This window comes from Acinetobacter sp. P8-3-8 (assembly GCF_000214135.1).
Classification (GTDB): domain Bacteria; phylum Pseudomonadota; class Gammaproteobacteria; order Pseudomonadales; family Moraxellaceae; genus Acinetobacter.
In genome coordinates this window covers 37,271-56,772 of the sequence record NZ_AFIE01000009.1, presented here as the reverse complement: position 1 = coordinate 56,772, position 19,502 = coordinate 37,271, and the positions used below count along the sequence as shown (strand labels likewise).

Genomic DNA, 19,502 nt, shown 5'->3' with positions numbered 1-19,502 from the left:
TATCAATATTATACAGCGATAATCGCTTTTGTAATCAATCATGAGGTTTCTATGGATTATCAATTTTGGCACCAACGCTGGCAGGAAAATCGAATTGGTTTTCATCTGCCACAACCTAACCCATTATTGCTCGAAAACTTATCTGCCCTTTCCTTGGATAAAGGTGCACGTATTTTTATGCCACTGAGTGGTAAATCCCTAGACATCGGTTGGTTACTTGCTCAAGGCTTTCGTGTTGTCGCGATTGAATTGAGTCAAAAAGCAGTTGATGCACTCATACTTGAATTACAACTTGAATTTACACAACATCAAGTCGGTGAATTGGTTCATTATCAACATGATCAACTCGATTTATTTGTTGGTGATATTTTTCATCTAAACAAAAATCTACTGGGTCATGTTGATGCTATTTATGATCGTGCTGCATTGGTCGCTTTACCTGAAACAACACGTAAACAGTACACAGCTCATCTTATTGAGCTTGCTCATGTTCCACAATTAATCATTAGCTATGAATATGATCAAGATAGTTATGAAGGCCCTCCCTTTTCTGTAACTGAAGCTGAAATTCATCAACATTATCAGCATGCTTATCAGATTAAGCTGTTGGAGCAGGTTGATTTATCAGACAGTTTTAAAGGGCAAAATGCCATGGAAAAAGTGTGGTATTTAAAACCTAAACTTGAGAAATAAAAAAGCACCTCCGAAAGGTGCTTTTCAATGCAATTAAATGGCAAGCTTAGCTTACTGTGTGATAGCGTGATACTTGAGTCGCAATGATAGCGACACAAGAAATATCACTTCGCTGGCGTATGATACATCAGATAGATTTCATTTAAATTGTCTGGAATTTCTTCAGCAATTTCATCCATCAATTGTCCATTGCGACGGAAAGATTCCATTTGAGGATCTTCATCGTCCACACCACTGAACACCATCATTGGTAGGGTTAAGTCTACAACTTGCTCTTCATATTCTGGTGCAAACCAAGCATCTTCATTGAGGAACATTGCATCTACAAAACCAACGCTCCAGTCGCCTAGACTTGATTCTACGTCTGCTTCTTCAATTTCAAAAGGAAATTCAATCCCTTCTTCATTGGCTAAGTTCTGACGAATTGCATCTAACCATGCCTTAATTTGCGCAATGATTTCAGCAGGTACTTTCTTTTGATTATTATCAAATAGCTCATCTAGCCATTGATCAAAAGTTGGACCTACTGCAGTCGCACACAAAAATCCATGAGTCGCAGCAAAATCTAGACCATATTCATTTTGGTCACCATCTAAATAGTCACTTAACAGATCTAAATCTAAAGCACTCATTTTATTTCCAGTTCAATGTGTATCAGGGTGAAGCATAGCATTTTCCCACACTATGCCCAATGTATTTTTAATCTTCTTCATCGTCGTCAAGATCGTCATCATCAAGATCATAATCAAAATCTTTTAATTCGCGTTCTAAACGGCGTTGAGCAAGTAAGTCATCTATTAAACGACGCTTTTCTAAGGATTCTTTAGCGCTAATTTTGCTTGATGACTCATCAAAACTAACATCATCATCACCGTAGTTATCATCTAGTTCAAAATCTGTAGAAGACACTAAAACTACCTCATAATGAAAAAAAGTGAATGGGTCTAGGCGCTATTTATCCCTGTTCTAAAAACTTGTCAAGTTTTATTTGTTTTTTTCGCATTCAAATCGATTTTGGGGCTTTTTTTCTGACCAATTTTTATGGCATGATATAATCCACCCTGCGTCTTTCTGTTTTACGATTGATTCCAGACTGAAACTCGCACGGGATGAACTTGAAAACAACAATTTCAACCCCACCTATTGCACTGAATTTAAATTTTTTAATATTTCACCAGACAGTTTTTTTACTGTAATTCACTGGTGGGATACCTGTGCTATTCACAGATTTATTGATATGAATTGTGCTATTATGCACGGTTTTTTACTGCCACTGATTCAACGAGAAGAGAGTAAAGATGAGCGAAATGCATTCCCCTACTTCACAAGTAGCGGCTCTTATTAGCCGAGGCAAAGAACAAGGTTACTTAACCTACGCTGAGGTTAACGATCATCTCCCAGACTCGATCACTGAAAGCGAACAGATTGAAGACATTATCCAAATGCTTCAAGACGTTGGTATTCCTGTACACGAACGTGCACCAGAATCTGATGATACGATGTTCGAAGGGAATAGCGAAGCTGCTGATGAAGTTGCAGAAGAGGAAGCTGCTGCCGTACTTGCTTCTGTAGAAAACGAACCTGGTCGTACAACTGACCCTGTGCGTATGTATATGCGTGAAATGGGTACTGTTGAACTGTTGACACGTGAAGGCGAAATTAGCATTGCCAAACGTATCGAAGAAGGTATTCGTGATGTACTGCATTCAATTGCATATTGGCCAAATGCAGTCGAAGTAGTTTTGCAAGAATATAAAGATTATGAAACAGGCGAACGTCGTCTTGCCGATATTTTATCAGGTTATTTAGATCCTGAATCAGACGAAGTGATTCCAGAAGTTATTGAAGAAGAAACTGAAGAGTTAGAAGATGATGAAAGTGCATCTGCTAAACCGACCAAAGATGTAAAACTGGATGATGATGACGAAGAAGAAGAGTCTGAAGGTGATGATGACTCTGAAGGTGAATCAGGTCCAGATCCAGAAATTGCTAAAGCTCGTTTTGATGAATTAGCCTCTGTTTGGAATAATGCCAAAGAAACACTTGCTAAACACGGTCGTAATAGTGATGAAGGCAAAGAAGCGATTGAGTCACTTGCTGCTGTGTTTATGATGTTTAAATTTACGCCTCGTTTATTCGACATCATCTCTGAAATGATTCGTGGTACGCATGAGCAAATCCGTACTTCTGAACGTGAAGTAATGCGTTATGCAGTTCGTCGTGGTCGTATGGATCGTACTCAATTCCGCACATCATTCCCAGGTCAAGAATCAAATCCAGCTTGGTTAGATGAACAAATTGCCAAAGCACCTGCTGAATCAAAAGCATATTTAGAAAAAGTTCGTCCTGATGTCTTAGCATTCCAACAACAGATTGCTGACATCGAAAAAGAATTGAATCTGAATGTGAAAGAAATTAAAGACATTTCTAAACGTATGGCGATTGGTGAAGCAAAAGCACGTCGTGCGAAAAAAGAAATGGTTGAAGCTAACTTACGTTTGGTTATTTCGATTGCGAAAAAATACACCAACCGTGGTTTGCAATTCCTTGACTTGATTCAAGAAGGTAACATCGGTTTGATGAAAGCCGTGGATAAGTTTGAATACCGTCGTGGTTATAAGTTCTCTACTTATGCAACATGGTGGATTCGTCAGGCGATTACCCGTTCGATTGCAGACCAAGCACGTACCATTCGTATTCCAGTACACATGATCGAAACTATTAACAAGATCAACCGTGTATCTCGCCAACTTCTTCAAGAAATGGGGCGTGAACCGACACCTGAAGAGTTAGGTGAACGTTTGGAAATGGATGAAGTTAAAGTTCGTAAAGTGCTTAAAATCGCTAAAGAACCGATTTCGATGGAAACACCAATTGGTGATGATGAAGATTCGCATCTTGGTGACTTCATTGAAGATGGCAACATCACATCTCCAGTGGATGCAGCAACATCTGAAGGCTTAAAAGAAGCGACACGTGAAGTTTTAGAAAACTTAACTGAGCGTGAGGCGAAAGTATTGAAAATGCGTTTTGGTATCGATATGCCAACGGATCATACTTTAGAAGAAGTGGGTAAACAGTTTGATGTAACACGTGAACGTATTCGTCAGATTGAAGCGAAAGCGTTACGTAAATTACGCCATCCTTCTCGTTCAGAACACTTACGTTCTTTCTTAGAAAATGACTAATCTAAGATTACTTTGAGGACTTGAAAAACAATCGAGTATCCCCATTTAGTAACTAAGAGAAACACAAAGCCTGCATTCTCGCAGGCTTTGTCTATAAATTAGAGGTGAAATATGTTAGACCGCACTCCATCTCGCGAATTACAAGAAGATCTTTGGGTTTTTCCAATGGATTATCCAATTAAACTGATTGGCAATGCGGGTGAAGAACTTAAAGGCGCAGTTGTAGAAATTTTGGTAAAACATTTCCCAGAATTTGATGAAGCAACACTTGTTGTACAACCATCACGTACAGGCAAGTATCATTCGATTACTGCGCAATTACGTTTTGAAGAACTTGAACAAGTTCATGCCCTTTATGCTGATCTAGCTGCTTGTGAACATATTCGTACAGCACTTTGATCCAAAATGAATAGAGCAACACACTGCGATTGTGTTGCTCTATTTTTTATCTTAAATTTTCAGATTTAAATACAACAAAGCGTTTATTCAATCCCATCCTGATATTTCACCGAAGCATGTGCGCCATTACAAAATGGTTTATTCGAAGATTTTCCACAACGACACAATGCTTGACGGTTTCGAATTTCATAAGATCGACCATCAGCACTTTCTGCGCGAACACCTCCACGTACCATTAAAGGTCCGCTGCAACCAATCCCAGGATCTTCAATTGGATAAATGCCCGCATCTTCTGCCGTTTCTATGGGCTGTAAAGTTTTCTTATCCCACACCAATAACCGTCCAGCAGCACAATTGTGTACCATAAATTCCGTCAATTTTTCGTGTTCTTCTCCCTGCATTTGCACTTCATTCCAAACACGATTTCCATTGTCACAAAATCTTGAAAACGCACAATAATTTTCATTATCAGTCAAAATTTGAGTAGGTCCATCAATTTCTGAGGAACCTTCAAGCAATGGCGCAAAGTTCTCTGCTTCTGTAAGGTCTTCCCCTGCTTTTAAATGTGATCCATCACAAAATGGTGCATTTTTACTGTGCCCACAGCGACATAAATACATTTTGTCTTGAACTTTAAATTCTTTACCTTGTCGATATTGTCCCGAATTTCCAGACGCATTCTTTTCAATAAAAACTTGTAATAGTTTTGGGCTGCCATGAACTAAATATGGGCCATCTTTCGTGACTTGAATATAAATAGTGTCAGGTGCTACGGTTGTACCTGTTTGAATAATATAACGTGGTTGCGTTGTCATTTTAATATCTTCCATGTCGTTGTTATCTTTTATAGAATGCATCGATTTTAAAAAATTAAATCAGCTTTTTTGTAATAGATAAAAATTATTCTCATTTCAATTTTGCGTTAATGTTGATATAGAAATTGAAGAAATATTGACTTAATCTCCTAAGACTTAGCCATTCTTTACTAAATTTATTTATAATCAATTTTATTTGAATTTTTAAAGGACGCATGTCAGTGAATGATGCTGTTCTGAAACCCTCTCTTATTATTCGTCAATATCTTGAACTCACCCCTTATTCAGACCGTTTTCAAGAAATGAAAAGCTACACTGAACAACGGGATGAAAATTCTCCGGATCAACTTTGGATTTTGCAACATCCTGATGTACTTACTCAAGGACAAGCAGGCAAACCTGAACATATTTTAATCCCGACAAATATCCCTGTCGTGCAATCAGATCGTGGCGGGCAAGTCACGTGGCATGGTCCGGGTCAAATGGTCATTTACTTCATGTTTGATTTAAATCGATTGAAATGGAATGTCCGCACTCTGGTAACTTATGCCGAAAATCTAATGATTAATTTACTCAAAAAATACGATATTGAGGCCTATGCAAAACCTGATGCGCCCGGTGTATATGTTGATGAGCGAAAAATTGGATCACTTGGATTTAAAATCCGTAAAGGGCGTAGTTATCACGGTTTAGCATTAAATATTGACTGTAATTTAGATGGTTTTCATACCATTAATCCATGTGGTTATGCAGGCTTGGAAATGGTTCGAGTCAGTGATCTTGTTAAAAATTATCCTGATTACAAGCAATTATGTCATGATGTGATTGAATATTTGCAACAGAGCGGTTACTTTAATGACGTTGAAGTCATTTCTACATAAATCGCTTTCTTTTTATCTTAAAACAAATTAGAGTAATTACTCTAAAACAGAAATACAATTCATAAAAGGGACAAGCGTGTGATTTCAAGTAAATCTGTCAAACCCGCTTTAGAACAAGCTTATGTCAAAGTCATGATGGATGTGATTGGCAGAGGCTTGGTTATGGCGAGTCAAGTTGATGACGAAATAAAACATGAAGTATCAGTCTTCCCTGTTGGTTTTACGCTCTCAATGAAAGTATTCCCAAACGGAGCTGCTTTTATTGCCAGAGTGAATCAAAACCACCAATTGGAACTGGTAAAATCTTTAGACACTAAACCTGATCTTTCCATCATTTTCAAACATGTTCATCATGCTTTTTTAGTTTTTTCTTTCCAAGAAAGTACAGCGCAGGCTTTTGCTAATGACCGTATGATTGCGGATGGCGATGTTGCTTATGCCATTCGTTTGGTGCGTTGTTTAAATAAAATGGAAGCTTTAATTTTACCGAAACTGGTCGCTGAACTTGCGGTGAAAGAATACCCTACCGATTTATCGTTAAAAGAAAAACTTGCTGGTGCTGCAAATATTTATCTAAAAGTTGCCCAATCATATTTAAAAAGGAGTGCTTAACCCATGGCTAAACCATATTACGAATTTTTCTGTCCTGTAAAAGTGATTGCTGGTCATGCTGCACTCGAACATATTCCTTTTGAATTGGCTGTTTTAGGCTCAAAACGCCCAATGATCATCACCGACAAAGGTGTACGTAGCAATAATCTTTTAGCGCCTATTGAAGCATCTTTCGAATCGACAGATATTGAAATCGGTTTTATTTTTGATGATGTTCCACCTGATTCAAGTTTAGAAACAGTCCGTGCTGCAGCGCAGGCTTATCGTGCAAATAATTGTGATGCGATTATTGCTGTGGGTGGTGGTTCAGTCATTGATACTTCTAAAACGGCAAATATTCTTGTTTCTGAAGGTGGTGATGACCTTTTAAAATATTCAGGCGCACATAATCTTCCGAAACCGCTTAAACCTTTTTTTGTGATTCCAACAACATCAGGTACAGGCTCAGAAGTTACACTTGCTGCTGTCGTATCGGATAATCAGAAAAATGTGAAGTTAGCTTTTGCATCAAACTACTTAATGCCTCATGCTGCAATTTTAGACCCTCGCATGACACAAACTTTGCCACCGCACTTAACGGCAATGACCGCTATGGATGCGATGACTCATGCAGTTGAAGCCTACACTTGTATGGCAGCCAATCCGATTTCAGATGCCTATGCAACGGCTGCAATCAAAAAAGTAAGCAATAATTTATTTAATGTTTTAGAAAACCTAACGGATGCGAATGGTCGCCTTGAATTGGCTCAAGCATCAACAATGGCGGGAATTGCGTTTTCGAATTCAATGGTTGGCATAGTCCATTCTCTAGGTCATGCTTTAGGTGCTGTCGCTCACCTGCCCCATGGTTTATGCATGAATTTGTTCTTACCTTATGTTTTAGAGTACAACAAAGATGTGAATGGTGACAAAATCGCTGATTTACTGTTACCGCTTGCAGGGCCAGACATTTATGCGCAAACACCTGCAAACGAACGTGCCAATAAAACCATTGCAACTTTAAATGAAATTCGTGATCGTTTATTTGCTTTAACCAAACTTCCACGTACTTTGAGTGAAACTGGTAAAATCACTAAAGAACAATTGGATGATGTGGCTGAGAAAGCATTAAATGATGGTTCAATCATTTTCAATCCGAAAGAAGCAACATTGAAAGATTTAAGAGACATTTTAGAAAAAGCTTGGTAATCGACTCAAATGCTTAAAGCATAGTGTGAATAAAAGCCCGATGTTTAATCAACATTGGGCTTTTGCTATTTTGAACTTAAAGTCATCTATTTTTTAGACAAGTTGGTACATTTTCTGCTAAAAAACTTAACAAAGTTACTGACAAAAGCCACCTTTTTAGAGTAGATTGGCGAACTTTTGTTTCATTTGTAGGGGGGATCGTTCGTCTCAAACGATCCTTATAAACATGACTGATCCTTGATCAACGATTAAGAGGACAACGCCGTTGACAAATATCCCTGGGACTCAATCGGCAGCTAAACTGCAAAAAACGCTTGGCTTTTGGCACATCATTATTATTGGTTTGGCATATATCCAACCGATGACCCTATTTGATACTTTTGGATTAGTATCTGAAGAAAGTCATTATCACGTTCCAACCTCTTATATTATTGCGCTGATTGCAATTTTATTTACATCCATTAGTTATGGTCATATGATCCGTCGATATCCTTCGTCGGGTTCTGCATATACCTATGCGCAAAAATCCATTCACCCAAATGTTGGCTTTATGGTGGGTTGGTCTTCTTGGTTAGATTATTTACTCTCACCAATGGTCAATATCATTCTTGCTGTGATTTATTTGGAAGCATTATTCCCAGAAATCAATCATTGGGTTTGGGTTATTGGTTTGACTGCTGTAATGACCGCAGTGAATTTACGGGGTGCTAAATTCGTTGCAAACTTTAACAGTTTGATCGTTTTCGTACAGTTGGGTGTGATTGCATACTTCACATGGATGGTCTATCAACTTCTCGCAAGTGGTGTCAATGCCGATGGTACTTTGGTTAATGCCAAATACCAATTGTGGAGTTTAGAACCGTTTTGGAATGAGATGACTGCATTAGGCCCACTGATCACTGGTGCAACATTACTGTGCTTCTCGTTCACAGGCTTCGATTCACTCAGTTCTCTTGCGGAAGAAACTAAAGATACTGAAAAGACATTGCCACGTGCAATTTTCATGACTGCTTTGTTTGCAGGTGTGATCTTCATTATCAGCACTTATTTCATGCAAATTTACTTCCCGAACGATCCTAAGACCTACTTTGAAGATGTTGCTGCGACGCAACCAGATATTCTTCAAGCTGTGGGTGGCGCTGCCTTTAAAACAGTTGTGCTGTATTTTGCGATTGTTACAGTGATGGCTTCAGGTATCTCAGCACACGCTGGTGTATCACGCTTGATGTATGTGATGGGACGTGATGGTGTCATTAACAAGAAAGTCTTTGGTCATATCAGTTCAAAAAGCTTTACACCTTCATACAATATTTTGATCGTTGGTGCTGTAGCGTTAACTGCAGGCTTTATGGATCTTGATATTGTTATTTCAATGATCAGTTTTGGTGCTTTAACTGCATTCACTTTCGTGAATTTGTCTGTGATCTCGCGCTATGCACTGCGTGATGGTCGTACCAAAACGTTTAAAGATATTTTAAGCTTTGTGATTATTCCTTTGCTTGGTTTTATCAGTATCTTTGCAATGTGGCTTGAAATTGAAGAAACAGCATTGAAATTCGGCTTGTGGTGGGCGATGTTCGGTATCCTTTACTTAGGTTATAAAACCAAAGGTTTCCGTTACCCTGCTCCACAACATAATGAACATGAATAAGCTTTCGCTGGCATGATTCAAAATCGACAAAAGGCGCATGATGCGCCTTTTGTTTTATTCATTCGACTTAAATGCTCAGAGTTAATTTAATCTACAAATTTATTCACAATCGTTTGAACACGTAGTGCATACAATTTAGCTGTATCCAAGTCTCCTGAAGGAATTTCGCTTACACTTGCATCTGCTGGAGATTGCACCAATAAGCCCACAGAACCACCCAGATTATTCACATCAGCACGCGTCGCTGCTTTGGTATTTGATGGTGCAAGACCTAGGCTTACCCAAATACCACCATGTTGTGAAGCCAGTGTTTGCAAGCTAATGAGAGTCACTTGTTTATCACCATTCATACTTGCGCTATTGGTAAAACCTGCAAATATTTTATCTTTCCAACCTTGGGTAAACCAAATCTTAGATGTTGCATCAGCAAACTTTTTAAACTGCCATGGCACACCAGCCATATACGTTGGTGCGCCAAAAACAATACCTTGAGCCGCATTTAGCTTGTCCCAAGCATCTTCAGGAACATTGCCTTCCTGATCGACTTCAATCAATTGCGCATCAATTTCACGTGCAAATGTTTCTGCAATAACTTTGGTATGACCGTATCCTGAATAATAAACAACAGCGATATTTGACATTATGAATTCCTCATGAATAAATGTTTTGTGCTTAAAAATTTTATTTAAATCTAAGAATTAAATCTTCACATAACTTGGGATAGCCGCAGTGAGATCTTGTTTCAATTTTTGAGTAGACTCCCCGACCAAAACCTCAAATGCATTTTGCTCAATCCCATCAAAAACTTGTTCTGCAACCGTTTTCGGTGAGATTTTAGGAATATCCAAGGTTTGAGTTAAGTCAGTATCAATAAATCCGACGTGCACACCCATGACATGCACATTCGACTGACTCAAAGCTTGACGCGTGGAATTGGTATAAGACCACGCCGCTGCCTTAGATATCGCATAACTTGCAAGAAATGTACTGGGTTCCCAAGACACATCTGACAAAATATTGACGATATAACTTTCACTATTTTTCTGCAAAGTTGAAGAGAAATATTGCGTACTACCAATGACGCCATACAAATTCGTTTCTAGAATTTTACGTGTTGTTGTCATTATTTCTGAATCTACAGGACTTTGATTTAATCTTGCAATACCTGCATTGTTAATCAATATATTTACATCACCACATTCTGCAACTGCTTTTTGAATGGATTCACTATCTGTTACATCAATTTGAATGGGAGTAATCCCCACTTCATTAAAACCTGCTGTGTTGCGCATACCTGCATATACTTTTTTAGCGCCACGCTGTAATGCTTCTTTGGCTAAAACCAATCCCAATCCACGATTAGCGCCTGTAACAAAAACCACTGCATCTGTTATTTTCATCGGACTATGCTCAAAATTGAAAAGTCTTTATTTCATATTGAAGATCATTCACTGAACTTCACTTGATCTGATTGAGTTATGATATACTTTTGAAACCTAGTATCAATTAGTTACTAGCTGGTAACTGGTCTCTTTTTTGTATTGATTGTATTAAAAACCGATGATCAAGGTGATTTAAAATGACTAATGCTTTCAATTTTAATATTTTTCATCCCAATTGCCCTGCCCGATCTTTTTTTGAAAAATTTGCAGATAAATGGATTCTATTAATTATTTATCGCTTAGATCAACAGTCTCAACATTTTAACGAACTGAAAAAAAGTTTGATTGGAATTTCTCCAAAAGTACTTTCGCAAAAACTTAAAATATTGGAACGAGATGGTTTTATCTCTCGTACTATTCACGAGAATAATGTGATTCGTGTTGAATACGCACTCACTCCTTTAGGGTTGGAATTTGCGCAAACAGCGTTGTCATTCAAAATATGGGCTGAGGGAAATATGCAACATGTGATTCGTGCACAAAGAAAATTTGATGCGGCTCAAGTCGAGCTTGAACAAAATGCTTAAACAGTGGTGATGAGTGAATAATCGATATGAAAAATATCAATTGTACTTAGGGTCTGCTGATTCAAGAGGATTAACGCTATTTTTATTGAAAATAAGAAAAATCATTAAAATTTTGTAATTATAATATGTCGCTATAAGCTTTTGATACCAAGTGAATTAAGCAATGGATTCACTTTGGTATCATCACAATATTGTTTGAATGGTTGATTAAATAAATTAAACCAATTCTTTAAACCCTTGCTGACGCCAAGCTTCATAAAGAATAACAGCAGTTGCATTGGATAAGTTTAAGCTACGAGAGTTTGGCGCCATCGGCAGACGAATCCAATGTTGTTGCGGAAACATCATACGAACATCTTCTGGTAGGCCACGTGTTTCAGGCCCCATTAACAACGCAATCGAACGATTTAAATCAGAAGTGTGCGGTGTTTCTGTACCTTTGGTGGTTAAAGGATAAATGGCATTTTGATCAATCCCTTGTGCTTCAAGATGAGCCAAACATTCTGCAAAATTTTCCCAAACTTTCATATGCGCCCATTCATGATAATCCAAACCTGCACGGCGCAGCTTTTTATCATCCAACTCAAAACCTAAAGGTTTGACCAAATGTAATTGCGCACCAGTATTGGCACATAAACGAATGATATTCCCAGTATTTGCAGGAATTTCAGGTTCAAATAAAACAACATGAATCACAAGATATCTCTACTTTAAAATCTCCCCCGAACTCCGCTTTCTTAAAGAGGAGAATTTCTCCCTTTTTAAGAGGAGCTTGGGAGGAATTGCCATTGCAACTGTTCACGTAAACTCACCACTTCACCAATAATGGTCAAAGTTGGTGCTTGAATATGATTTTCTTCAACTTTTGAAGCAATATCAGCCAAAGTCCCGACGACCACTTTTTGATCAGGGGTCGTGCCTTTAGAAATAAGTGCAACAGGCATGCTTGGACGCTGACCATGTGCAATAAGTTGTTGGCAAATTTTTTCTAAACCGACCAAGCCCATATAAAGTACAAGGGTTTGATTTTCATAGACCAACTCATTCCAAGGTAATTCAGGTGAACCTTCTTTCAAATGCCCAGTCAGAAAACGTACACTTTGCGCATAATCACGATGGGTGAGCGGAATCCCTGCATAAGCCGAACAGCCTGAAGCAGCCGTAATTCCAGGAACGACTTGGAAGGTAATCCCTGCTTCATAAAGCTCTTGAATTTCTTCACCACCACGTCCAAAAATAAATGGATCACCACCTTTCAAACGGCAAACTCGCTTACCTTCTGAAGCATATTGAACCAATAAGGCGTTGATTCCATCTTGCGGAACGGAGTGATTAGAACGGGCTTTACCTACATAGATTTTGGTTGCATCACGGCGACACAGTTCTAAAATAGGTGCTGAAACAAGGCGATCGTAAATAACTACATCTGCTTGTTGCATCAATCTAAGTGCTTTTAGCGTTAATAACTCTGGATCGCCCGGCCCTGCACCAATTAAATACACTTCACCTTTTGGCTTTTGCCACTTAGTCAAAGCTTGTTCAATTAAATGGTCTGCTTCAGCTAGATTGTCATTAAAAACCTGCTCTTTCAGTGGACTTGCATACAAGTCTTCCCAAAAGATACGACGTTCATCAGGATTAATAATCTTTTCTTTAACAACTTTGCGCCATTTACCTGAAAAATCAGCAAGTTTCCCCATACCATGTGGAATTACCGCTTCTAATTGGGTACGAATCTGACGAGATAAAACAGGTGATGCACCATTGGTGGCTATCGAAACCACTAAAGGTGAACGATCAATAATCGCAGGCACCATAAAACGGCAATGTGGAGGATCATCAACACTATTAACCAACACATTTAAATCTTCACAAGCCTCAAAAACAGCTTGGTTAACCGCACCATTATTGGTCGCTGCAATAACCAAACGATAACTGCTTAGGCTAATTTGATCATCAAATGCTGCTTGATGGAACTGTCCTTGCGTTGCATGAATAATTTCCAACAAACTTGGTTCAATTTCAGGTGCAACCACATGAATGATTGCACCTGCTTTTGCAAGTAAAACTGCTTTACGGTAGGCAATATGTCCGCCACCGACAATCAGACAAGGTTGCCCTTGTAGCTTTAACGAAATTGGGAAAATTTCCACAGTGTTCCTCAAAAGTTCAAATCTGATTGTACTAAGCAATTTTTGTGCACAAAACTAAGTCATTTATCAGCTAATTTTGCCTTAGTCGATATAAGTTGCACCAGCCATGTACGGACGAAGCACTTCAGGCACTTCAATAGAGCCATCTGTACGTTGATAATTTTCCATCACCGCCAATAATGTACGACCAACTGCCAAACCTGAACCATTTAAGGTATGTACCAATTCAGTTTTCTTTTGGTCTGCACGATAACGAGCCATCATACGACGTGCTTGAAAGTCCCACATGTTTGAACAAGAAGAAATTTCGCGATAGGTGTTTTGACTTGGAACCCAAACTTCTAAATCATAAGTTTTACACGCACCAAAGCCCATATCGCCTGCACATAATAGAACTTTACGATATGGTAAGCCTAAAACTTGTAAGATTCCTTCCGCATGACCTGTTAATGCTTCTAGGGCATCCATAGATTCTTCAGGTTTAACGATTTGCACCATTTCAACTTTGTCGAATTGGTGTTGACGAATCAAACCACGTGTATCACGGCCATAAGAACCTGCTTCGCTACGGAAACATGGCGTATGTGCTGCGTATTTCAGTGGTAGGCGATCAGCATCGATGATTTCATCACGGACAAAATTCGTTACAGGTACTTCCGCTGTCGGAATAAGATAATATTCTTTTTCACCTTGTAATTTGAATAAATCTTCTTCAAATTTAGGTAATTGTCCTGTACCACGCAGTGAATCAGCATTCACCAAATAAGGTACATAAGCTTCTGTATAACCATTTTTAAGCGTATGTGTATCTAACATAAACTGTGTTAAAGCACGTTGTAAGCGAGCCAATGGCCCTTTTAACACGCTAAAACGAGTACCTGTCAATTTTGTTGCAGTTTCAAACTCTAAACCACCCATCATTTCGCCAAGATCTGTGTGATCTTTAATTTCGAAATCAAATTGACGAGGTGTGCCCCATTTTAAAACTTCAACATTATCACTTTCGTCTTTACCTTCAGGTACAGATTCGTGTGGCAAGTTTGGAATAGACAGTAATTTTCCTTCAAGTTCAGCTTGAAGTTCATTCAATTCAACTTCCGCAGCTTTGATTTCATCACCAATAGCACCCATACGCGCCATGATCTCAGAAGCATCGCCGCCTGCTTTTTTGATTTGACCAACCTGTTTTGCACCCGAATTACGCTCAGCCTGCAAATTTTCAGTTCTAGACTGAATTTCTTTACGGCGAGCTTCTAGTGATGCCCATTCTTCAACGTTGAGTTGTACACCACGTTTCGCTAAGGCTAAATTTACAGCCTCAATATTATTTCTGAGTAATTTCGGGTCAATCATAGCCAATCTAAAGTAAGAAAAAAACTGACTATAGTGTAAGCCCTTCACCTAAAAAAATACAGTGACAGAGCATTACACAGACATGAATTTGTATGATTTGACAACAAATTATGGATTTACTGGTTTTTCAACCACAGGTTCTACTTGCGGTAAACTTGGTAAATATTCAGGTTTAACCAAATCTCTTGCCACTTGGTACGGTAATTTCAGTTCAGGCATTCCATCTGCATAAGATGTCAACTCATACAATGGATACACAAAAACAATACCGTTTACACCGTAATAATAGTTATCACTCAATTGTAATTTTTCACGGGTAATGTCTTTTTGAATCAACCAGTTTGCATTGGCATCATAAAGTTGTTCAGCCACTTTTGCTTCGACATTAGGTTTTAAAATATCAGTCAGTGCCAAACGTTTCTTGGCATTTAAATCAAAAGTGACATACTCATTGTGATACATGCCATGCGCAGCCCCTGCTGCATAGCTATAAGTTTGAATCACAAAAGTCGCTAAATTATTTTGTTGGGAAATAAAACGTACATAAATCGAATTTTGATTTAAACCTTTAGGTGAAGATTGTGCTTCATCATTCGCTTGCGGATTTGCATGCCCTTGCTCAAAAGCATTTGGCACATCTTTTTTAATACGTGTTAGAAAATAATCATCAATCCAAGCCACATTCGACTTCACTGTTTGTAAGTCGTATTGAATGCAACCATCTTCATCACAAAATTGTTTTTTAGGAATTTCAACACGCTCAATTTTCGCTTGAATGAGTGGCGTTGTTTCTGCTTGATTTTGAGTCGTTGCTTGCTCTACTTGAGGTGCAGGCTTTTCTTGACATGCTGTAACCATGAGCATCGTCGATAACAGAGATGAAAAAATCAGACCACTTTTAAAATTTACTTTCATTTCTATATCTTTAAAGCATATTAAGTAATAACACTATCATAAAACCAGAACCCCAAAATTAATATTCATAATTGTTAATTATTGATATTTTGTTGTTTAAGTTTTGGAATATGCTTTAAATGTCATCAATTTCGCATAGCTTCTGCTTGCTTTAAGGCTGTATTCCAACCCAATTACAATGAAAACCTAAAGGTATATGTACCCCTAAATCAATGTCAGCTTGTCTTTGAATGTCTAAACCTTTTACTTTCAAAATAACAGCTTTGGCAACCTCACCATCAATATGGTGTAAATATGCCATCAAATAGCCATGACCTTCTGGACTGTGCTGATGTTCTTCAATATCGAGAACATCTGCAACAAAAGTCACTTCACCAATTGCCCACTGTGCTCCAAAATCATAAGTTACAGAGGTTTTCATTTCTAAATCATGAATATATAAGCAATTAAACAAACCTGCTTGAGCAAATCCCAAAGTATATAAATAGCGATATGGGCTTCCTGTAAACCTTTCATCAATTTTCGGAAATTCTTGAATACGAGAATCTAATACAGATCGCTTGAGCATTTGCATATCTGGGCCAATGATCCAACGCTCTAACTTGGCATTTTGCAATTCATAAGCAGCATGTTGAGAATGCTCAAAATCATCTTGATGGACGATGACATCTAAAATAATTCTATTGTCCTGATCACGAAAAGCATTTGCAGCATGAAAAACAAAACAAGGCTCAAGATTGATCCATTGAATTTGATCGGCATTTCCATACTTAGGTAATATTCCAATCCGTGCTTGATGCTGTTTATTCCACTGATATGGAACACTCGCACCGTGGAATAACCGCTTCGTAGAAAAAGTCAGTGGAAAATCAAATACCAAAACCTCTTGCTCTGTAATTAAACAATCATGAATCATTGGTCCATGTTGCAATAAAATTTGAGTCACATGGATTAAAGTACCCTTTTCATCAATGACTTGATAATAGGCATTTTTACCATCTAAGGCATCATAACTAATCGCATGTAAATGCCCAGTTTTAGGGTCTTTCCGAGGATGTGCTGTAAAGGGTAAATCAGCATCACTATTGAAAAGTTGATAACGCTCAGCTTGTAATTGATCATTTAAACAAATCGGAAATGCGCCCGCTTCAATCACAGCCCAAAGCTTACCTGCATGTTGAAAAATATTGGTATTCACAACATCATGCGCACCACGACGAAAACCTTGAATCAATGGTTTTTGCTTCAATCGCTGTACCCGATCGGTTGCAATCATCGTGCTTTGATAGCAAACAGCCTGCCCCTGTTGCAGTTTTAGTGCATGAATCATTCCATCACCGAGATACCATTCAAATAATGTAGGTTGCGGAGTATAAATAGGATTTGAGCCAATTCTGAGCAATAAACCATTCAAATGAGGCGGAATGATCCCTGAAACTTTTAGCGCAGTAATTGTTGTTTCTTCTACAGGTTGATACAGTTTTTTCTGATAAAGGTTGGCTTCGCGATAATGATTATTTCGTCGTAAAAACTGTCCAATCACTTTGATTAGTTTTTGTCTAAACACATTCCACAGGGACTTTTGGACAGTCATGCGTGGATATGATTTCAACTGCTCTTTGCGATACATAAAGCATCTCAATTTTTATATTCAAGCTATTGTTTGAGAATAGAATAAACAAAAATTGAATACCACTTTAATTTCTCAAACAACGTTGCTTATTCAAAAGTCATCACTTCATCCTTACTATTATTTGGATCAGGTGATACAAAAAAGCAACCCGAAGGTTGCTCATTAAACAGATCAAGAACTTATTGATCAATAATATCAGTACCTTTAGGCGGTACAAAGTTAAAGGTTGATGCAGGAATAGATGCATTGACCTGTACATTGTTGAAACGTACTGTGGTTGTTTGCCCCAATGAATCTTGCAAAATCATTAAAGTCGGCGCATTTTTCGCCCCAAAACTAATGGTCAAGCTTTGAAAAGCACCATCTTTTTGTTTTGGATACAAGGTATAGTATGTTTTCCCTGCATTAGGCTGAGTAATACGATACGCTTTTTGAATCTGTTGAGTGTTTCCGCTCAATAATAACGCTGGTGTATTCGCAACTTGCTCATCTAGGCTTTGACGTACTGCTTGCTCTAAATCAGGATCGTAAATCCAAACAGTTTTACCAGAAGTCACAATGGTTTGTTTCGCAGGTGTTGTCGTCTGCCAATAGAATTTACCTGGGCGCTCTACTTTCATCACACCTTTGAAGGTCTGATTCATATGTTGTGCAGTTAAACCTTTCTTCTGAGCAACTTTACTTGATTGAGTCACTTTCGTACTTTGCTCAAAATCTGCTGTAAAGCTTTTTACACCACTTAATTGGCGTACTAAATTTGCAGTTGCTTGTTGCTCCGACGCAGCAGAAGCTGCAAAAACTGTTGTGCTCATTACAGGTGCAAGCATAGTCGCACTGATTGCTACTGCACCCATCGTTTTACGAAGCATATTCATAGGTTCACCTTTTATATATTTGCGTCATCGCAATTTGTAAGATGGTTCATCATAAACTAAATTTTAGCGCTAATATTAGAGAAAATAAGAAGTTTTGTATTGTTATTGGTGCAAAATGTAGAAAAGTATTCATCATGATGGAGAGGATAACTATTCTATACCATTGATACAGACAGCTAAGTAAGACCTCAGCTTTGCAATATACATTGCGTCAGTACTTTCAGGAAATAATTCGGAGTTTAGCCAAAGAAAAGCTTCGCTTAGAAACAATTCTTTAACTATTTTTTCTACATAATAAAGCCGTGCGATCGGCTCAATATCCGTTTTAAGTCTAGCTCTCAAATCAATTAATAATTTTTCTTTTTGTAAATATTCAGGTGAATTAATAGAGCCTAGGAAACTCTCCATTCTTATACTTTGCCTAAAATACAGCACTTTAAAAATAGCATTAATGATACTGATTTTACTGAATATATCAGATAATTTGATACCATGATCAGTTAAAAATTCAGGCATTAATTCATAATCCTGCTGCAAAACCGATTTGGCATATTCTATCAATTGCGCATCAACATTTTGCCCTTCATTTGCTTTGACAACAAAATATAATTCAGACAAGTCAGGATAAGTTCGAATTAAATTTTCTGTATCATCCATAGAGTTTAATTCACTGTACTCCTGATTAATCGCTATAAATTGCTCCACCAACGCATAATGTGGATGATTTTTTTCAACATGGGCAATAAATTCATCTGTAATTCTTTCAAATTTTTTCTTTAAAGTCCAATCGCTCAGCCATGCAATTAAGTCGACCAAATCATAAATATTCTTAATTAAAACCTGATGCTCACCTCCAATACTCACACCTGTTTCATAAGCAAAAGTCAGTCGATCATTTTCAAAGAAAACCAAATAATCCTGATATCCAAATACTCGTTCATATTCAGGATATCGGTGTTTTATATAATGATTGATACTCTCTTTTTTTACTGAAATAAATCTTGCGCTTTCACTTAGCACCATTTGATAAGGCTTACAATTATTTTGTAATTCTTTAGCAACCCAATTTAGTTGCTCAACTATTTCTTCCAAATACATTGTCATTATTTCTTTCTTTTCAATGCGCATTATTATAGCCATAAAAAAACCCGCAATTAAGCGGGTCTTTTAGAACTCT

Annotated in this window: 20 protein-coding genes; 8 read left to right on the top strand and 12 right to left on the bottom strand. The window is 37.9% G+C overall.

Annotated features, from left to right (window positions below):
* Positions 1 to 51 precede the first annotated feature (51 nt).
* Positions 52 to 693, top strand: a complete 642-nt coding sequence (gene tmpT / locus GGG_RS0106215; RefSeq protein ID WP_010113139.1) for a thiopurine S-methyltransferase — start codon at positions 52 to 54, stop codon at positions 691 to 693.
* A gap of 104 nt (positions 694 to 797) precedes the next feature.
* On the opposite strand, the gene GGG_RS0106210 is transcribed toward tmpT, so the two are convergent.
* Positions 798 to 1,325, bottom strand: coding sequence for a YecA family protein (locus tag GGG_RS0106210; RefSeq protein WP_010113137.1), 528 nt, complete (start codon positions 1,323 to 1,325; stop codon positions 798 to 800).
* A 67-nt stretch (positions 1,326 to 1,392) separates the two neighbouring features.
* Entirely contained in the window at positions 1,393 to 1,602 is a 210-nt protein-coding gene (locus GGG_RS0106205; protein WP_010113136.1) for a PA3496 family putative envelope integrity protein, read from the bottom strand.
* 389 nt (positions 1,603 to 1,991) lie between these two features.
* Here GGG_RS0106205 and rpoD point away from each other — a divergent pair, with 389 nt between their 5' ends.
* Together rpoD and GGG_RS0106195 are read left to right on the top strand one after the other, a co-directional pair.
* Positions 1,992 to 3,881, top strand: a complete 1,890-nt coding sequence (rpoD, locus tag GGG_RS0106200) for an RNA polymerase sigma factor RpoD (protein ID WP_010113135.1) — start codon at positions 1,992 to 1,994, stop codon at positions 3,879 to 3,881.
* A 111-nt stretch (positions 3,882 to 3,992) separates the two neighbouring features.
* Positions 3,993 to 4,280 carry a YbeD family protein gene (locus GGG_RS0106195; protein ID WP_010113134.1) on the top strand — a complete coding sequence of 96 codons (288 nt, stop codon included), beginning with the start codon at positions 3,993 to 3,995 and terminating at the stop codon, positions 4,278 to 4,280.
* Between the two features lie 83 nt (positions 4,281 to 4,363).
* Here GGG_RS0106195 and GGG_RS0106190 read toward each other — a convergent pair whose 3' ends face one another.
* Entirely contained in the window at positions 4,364 to 5,095 is a 732-nt protein-coding gene (locus GGG_RS0106190) for a CDGSH iron-sulfur domain-containing protein (RefSeq protein ID WP_029574475.1), read from the bottom strand.
* Positions 5,096 to 5,316: 221 nt separating this feature from the next.
* On the opposite strand from GGG_RS0106190, the gene lipB reads away from it, so the two are divergent.
* From lipB to GGG_RS0106170, 4 genes are all read left to right on the top strand, one after another.
* The gene (gene lipB / locus GGG_RS0106185; protein WP_029574474.1) at positions 5,317 to 5,976 is read left to right on the top strand and encodes a lipoyl(octanoyl) transferase LipB; all 660 of its coding nucleotides are present in this window, start codon (positions 5,317 to 5,319) and stop codon (positions 5,974 to 5,976) included.
* A 78-nt stretch (positions 5,977 to 6,054) separates the two neighbouring features.
* The gene (locus tag GGG_RS0106180) at positions 6,055 to 6,588 is read left to right on the top strand and encodes a hypothetical protein (protein ID WP_010113131.1); all 534 of its coding nucleotides are present in this window, start codon (positions 6,055 to 6,057) and stop codon (positions 6,586 to 6,588) included.
* A gap of 3 nt (positions 6,589 to 6,591) precedes the next feature.
* Complete coding sequence (locus GGG_RS0106175; RefSeq protein ID WP_010113130.1) at positions 6,592 to 7,776, top strand: iron-containing alcohol dehydrogenase; 1,185 nt, start codon at positions 6,592 to 6,594, stop codon at positions 7,774 to 7,776.
* A gap of 265 nt (positions 7,777 to 8,041) precedes the next feature.
* A complete protein-coding gene (locus GGG_RS0106170) occupies positions 8,042 to 9,427 on the top strand; it encodes an APC family permease (RefSeq protein ID WP_010113128.1) in 1,386 nt (461 codons plus the stop codon).
* An 86-nt stretch (positions 9,428 to 9,513) separates the two neighbouring features.
* Here the strand turns inward: GGG_RS0106170 and GGG_RS0106165 are convergent, their stop codons facing one another.
* Entirely contained in the window at positions 9,514 to 10,068 is a 555-nt protein-coding gene (locus GGG_RS0106165) for a flavodoxin family protein (RefSeq protein ID WP_010113125.1), read from the bottom strand.
* A 57-nt stretch (positions 10,069 to 10,125) separates the two neighbouring features.
* Positions 10,126 to 10,827 carry an SDR family NAD(P)-dependent oxidoreductase gene (locus tag GGG_RS0106160; RefSeq protein ID WP_010113123.1) on the bottom strand — a complete coding sequence of 234 codons (702 nt, stop codon included), beginning with the start codon at positions 10,825 to 10,827 and terminating at the stop codon, positions 10,126 to 10,128.
* A 179-nt stretch (positions 10,828 to 11,006) separates the two neighbouring features.
* Here GGG_RS0106160 and GGG_RS0106155 point away from each other — a divergent pair, with 179 nt between their 5' ends.
* Positions 11,007 to 11,396 carry a helix-turn-helix domain-containing protein gene (locus GGG_RS0106155; RefSeq protein ID WP_010113121.1) on the top strand — a complete coding sequence of 130 codons (390 nt, stop codon included), beginning with the start codon at positions 11,007 to 11,009 and terminating at the stop codon, positions 11,394 to 11,396.
* A gap of 216 nt (positions 11,397 to 11,612) precedes the next feature.
* Here GGG_RS0106155 and GGG_RS0106150 read toward each other — a convergent pair whose 3' ends face one another.
* From GGG_RS0106150 to GGG_RS0106120, 7 genes are all read right to left on the bottom strand, one after another.
* Positions 11,613 to 12,092, bottom strand: coding sequence for a tRNA (cytidine(34)-2'-O)-methyltransferase (locus GGG_RS0106150; RefSeq protein ID WP_010113119.1), 480 nt, complete (start codon positions 12,090 to 12,092; stop codon positions 11,613 to 11,615).
* A 65-nt stretch (positions 12,093 to 12,157) separates the two neighbouring features.
* Positions 12,158 to 13,549, bottom strand: coding sequence for a siroheme synthase CysG (cysG, locus tag GGG_RS0106145; RefSeq protein ID WP_010113117.1), 1,392 nt, complete (start codon positions 13,547 to 13,549; stop codon positions 12,158 to 12,160).
* An 81-nt stretch (positions 13,550 to 13,630) separates the two neighbouring features.
* Positions 13,631 to 14,902 (bottom strand): serine--tRNA ligase, encoded by a 1,272-nt coding sequence (serS, locus tag GGG_RS0106140; RefSeq protein ID WP_010113115.1) that lies wholly within the window; start codon positions 14,900 to 14,902, stop codon positions 13,631 to 13,633.
* 108 nt (positions 14,903 to 15,010) lie between these two features.
* On the bottom strand, positions 15,011 to 15,817 hold the full coding sequence (locus GGG_RS0106135) for an RsiV family protein (RefSeq protein ID WP_010113114.1): 807 nt from the start codon (positions 15,815 to 15,817) through the stop codon (positions 15,011 to 15,013).
* Between the two features lie 151 nt (positions 15,818 to 15,968).
* Positions 15,969 to 17,447 (bottom strand): carotenoid oxygenase family protein, encoded by a 1,479-nt coding sequence (locus GGG_RS0106130; protein WP_010113112.1) that lies wholly within the window; start codon positions 17,445 to 17,447, stop codon positions 15,969 to 15,971.
* 182 nt (positions 17,448 to 17,629) lie between these two features.
* Positions 17,630 to 18,325: an outer membrane lipoprotein chaperone LolA gene (lolA, locus tag GGG_RS0106125; RefSeq protein ID WP_010113107.1), complete on the bottom strand. Its 696-nt coding sequence runs from the start codon at positions 18,323 to 18,325 to the stop codon at positions 17,630 to 17,632.
* Between the two features lie 150 nt (positions 18,326 to 18,475).
* Positions 18,476 to 19,465 carry a hypothetical protein gene (locus GGG_RS0106120; RefSeq protein WP_010113106.1) on the bottom strand — a complete coding sequence of 330 codons (990 nt, stop codon included), beginning with the start codon at positions 19,463 to 19,465 and terminating at the stop codon, positions 18,476 to 18,478.
* Positions 19,466 to 19,502 lie beyond the last annotated feature (37 nt).

Coding starts and splice junctions, on each gene's coding strand:
- tmpT (WP_010113139.1), top strand. CDS start 52: ATGGATTATCAATTTTGGCACCAACGCTGGCAGGAAAATCGAATTGGT.
- GGG_RS0106210 (WP_010113137.1), bottom strand. CDS start 1,325: ATGAGTGCTTTAGATTTAGATCTGTTAAGTGACTATTTAGATGGTGAC.
- rpoD (WP_010113135.1), top strand. CDS start 1,992: ATGAGCGAAATGCATTCCCCTACTTCACAAGTAGCGGCTCTTATTAGC.
- GGG_RS0106195 (WP_010113134.1), top strand. CDS start 3,993: ATGTTAGACCGCACTCCATCTCGCGAATTACAAGAAGATCTTTGGGTT.
- GGG_RS0106190 (WP_029574475.1), bottom strand. CDS start 5,095: ATGACAACGCAACCACGTTATATTATTCAAACAGGTACAACCGTAGCA.
- GGG_RS0106175 (WP_010113130.1), top strand. CDS start 6,592: ATGGCTAAACCATATTACGAATTTTTCTGTCCTGTAAAAGTGATTGCT.
- GGG_RS0106165 (WP_010113125.1), bottom strand. CDS start 10,068: ATGTCAAATATCGCTGTTGTTTATTATTCAGGATACGGTCATACCAAA.
- GGG_RS0106160 (WP_010113123.1), bottom strand. CDS start 10,827: ATGAAAATAACAGATGCAGTGGTTTTTGTTACAGGCGCTAATCGTGGA.
- GGG_RS0106155 (WP_010113121.1), top strand. CDS start 11,007: ATGACTAATGCTTTCAATTTTAATATTTTTCATCCCAATTGCCCTGCC.
- serS (WP_010113115.1), bottom strand. CDS start 14,902: ATGATTGACCCGAAATTACTCAGAAATAATATTGAGGCTGTAAATTTA.
- GGG_RS0106135 (WP_010113114.1), bottom strand. CDS start 15,817: ATGAAAGTAAATTTTAAAAGTGGTCTGATTTTTTCATCTCTGTTATCG.
- GGG_RS0106130 (WP_010113112.1), bottom strand. CDS start 17,447: ATGTATCGCAAAGAGCAGTTGAAATCATATCCACGCATGACTGTCCAA.
- lolA (WP_010113107.1), bottom strand. CDS start 18,325: ATGAATATGCTTCGTAAAACGATGGGTGCAGTAGCAATCAGTGCGACT.
- GGG_RS0106120 (WP_010113106.1), bottom strand. CDS start 19,465: ATGGCTATAATAATGCGCATTGAAAAGAAAGAAATAATGACAATGTAT.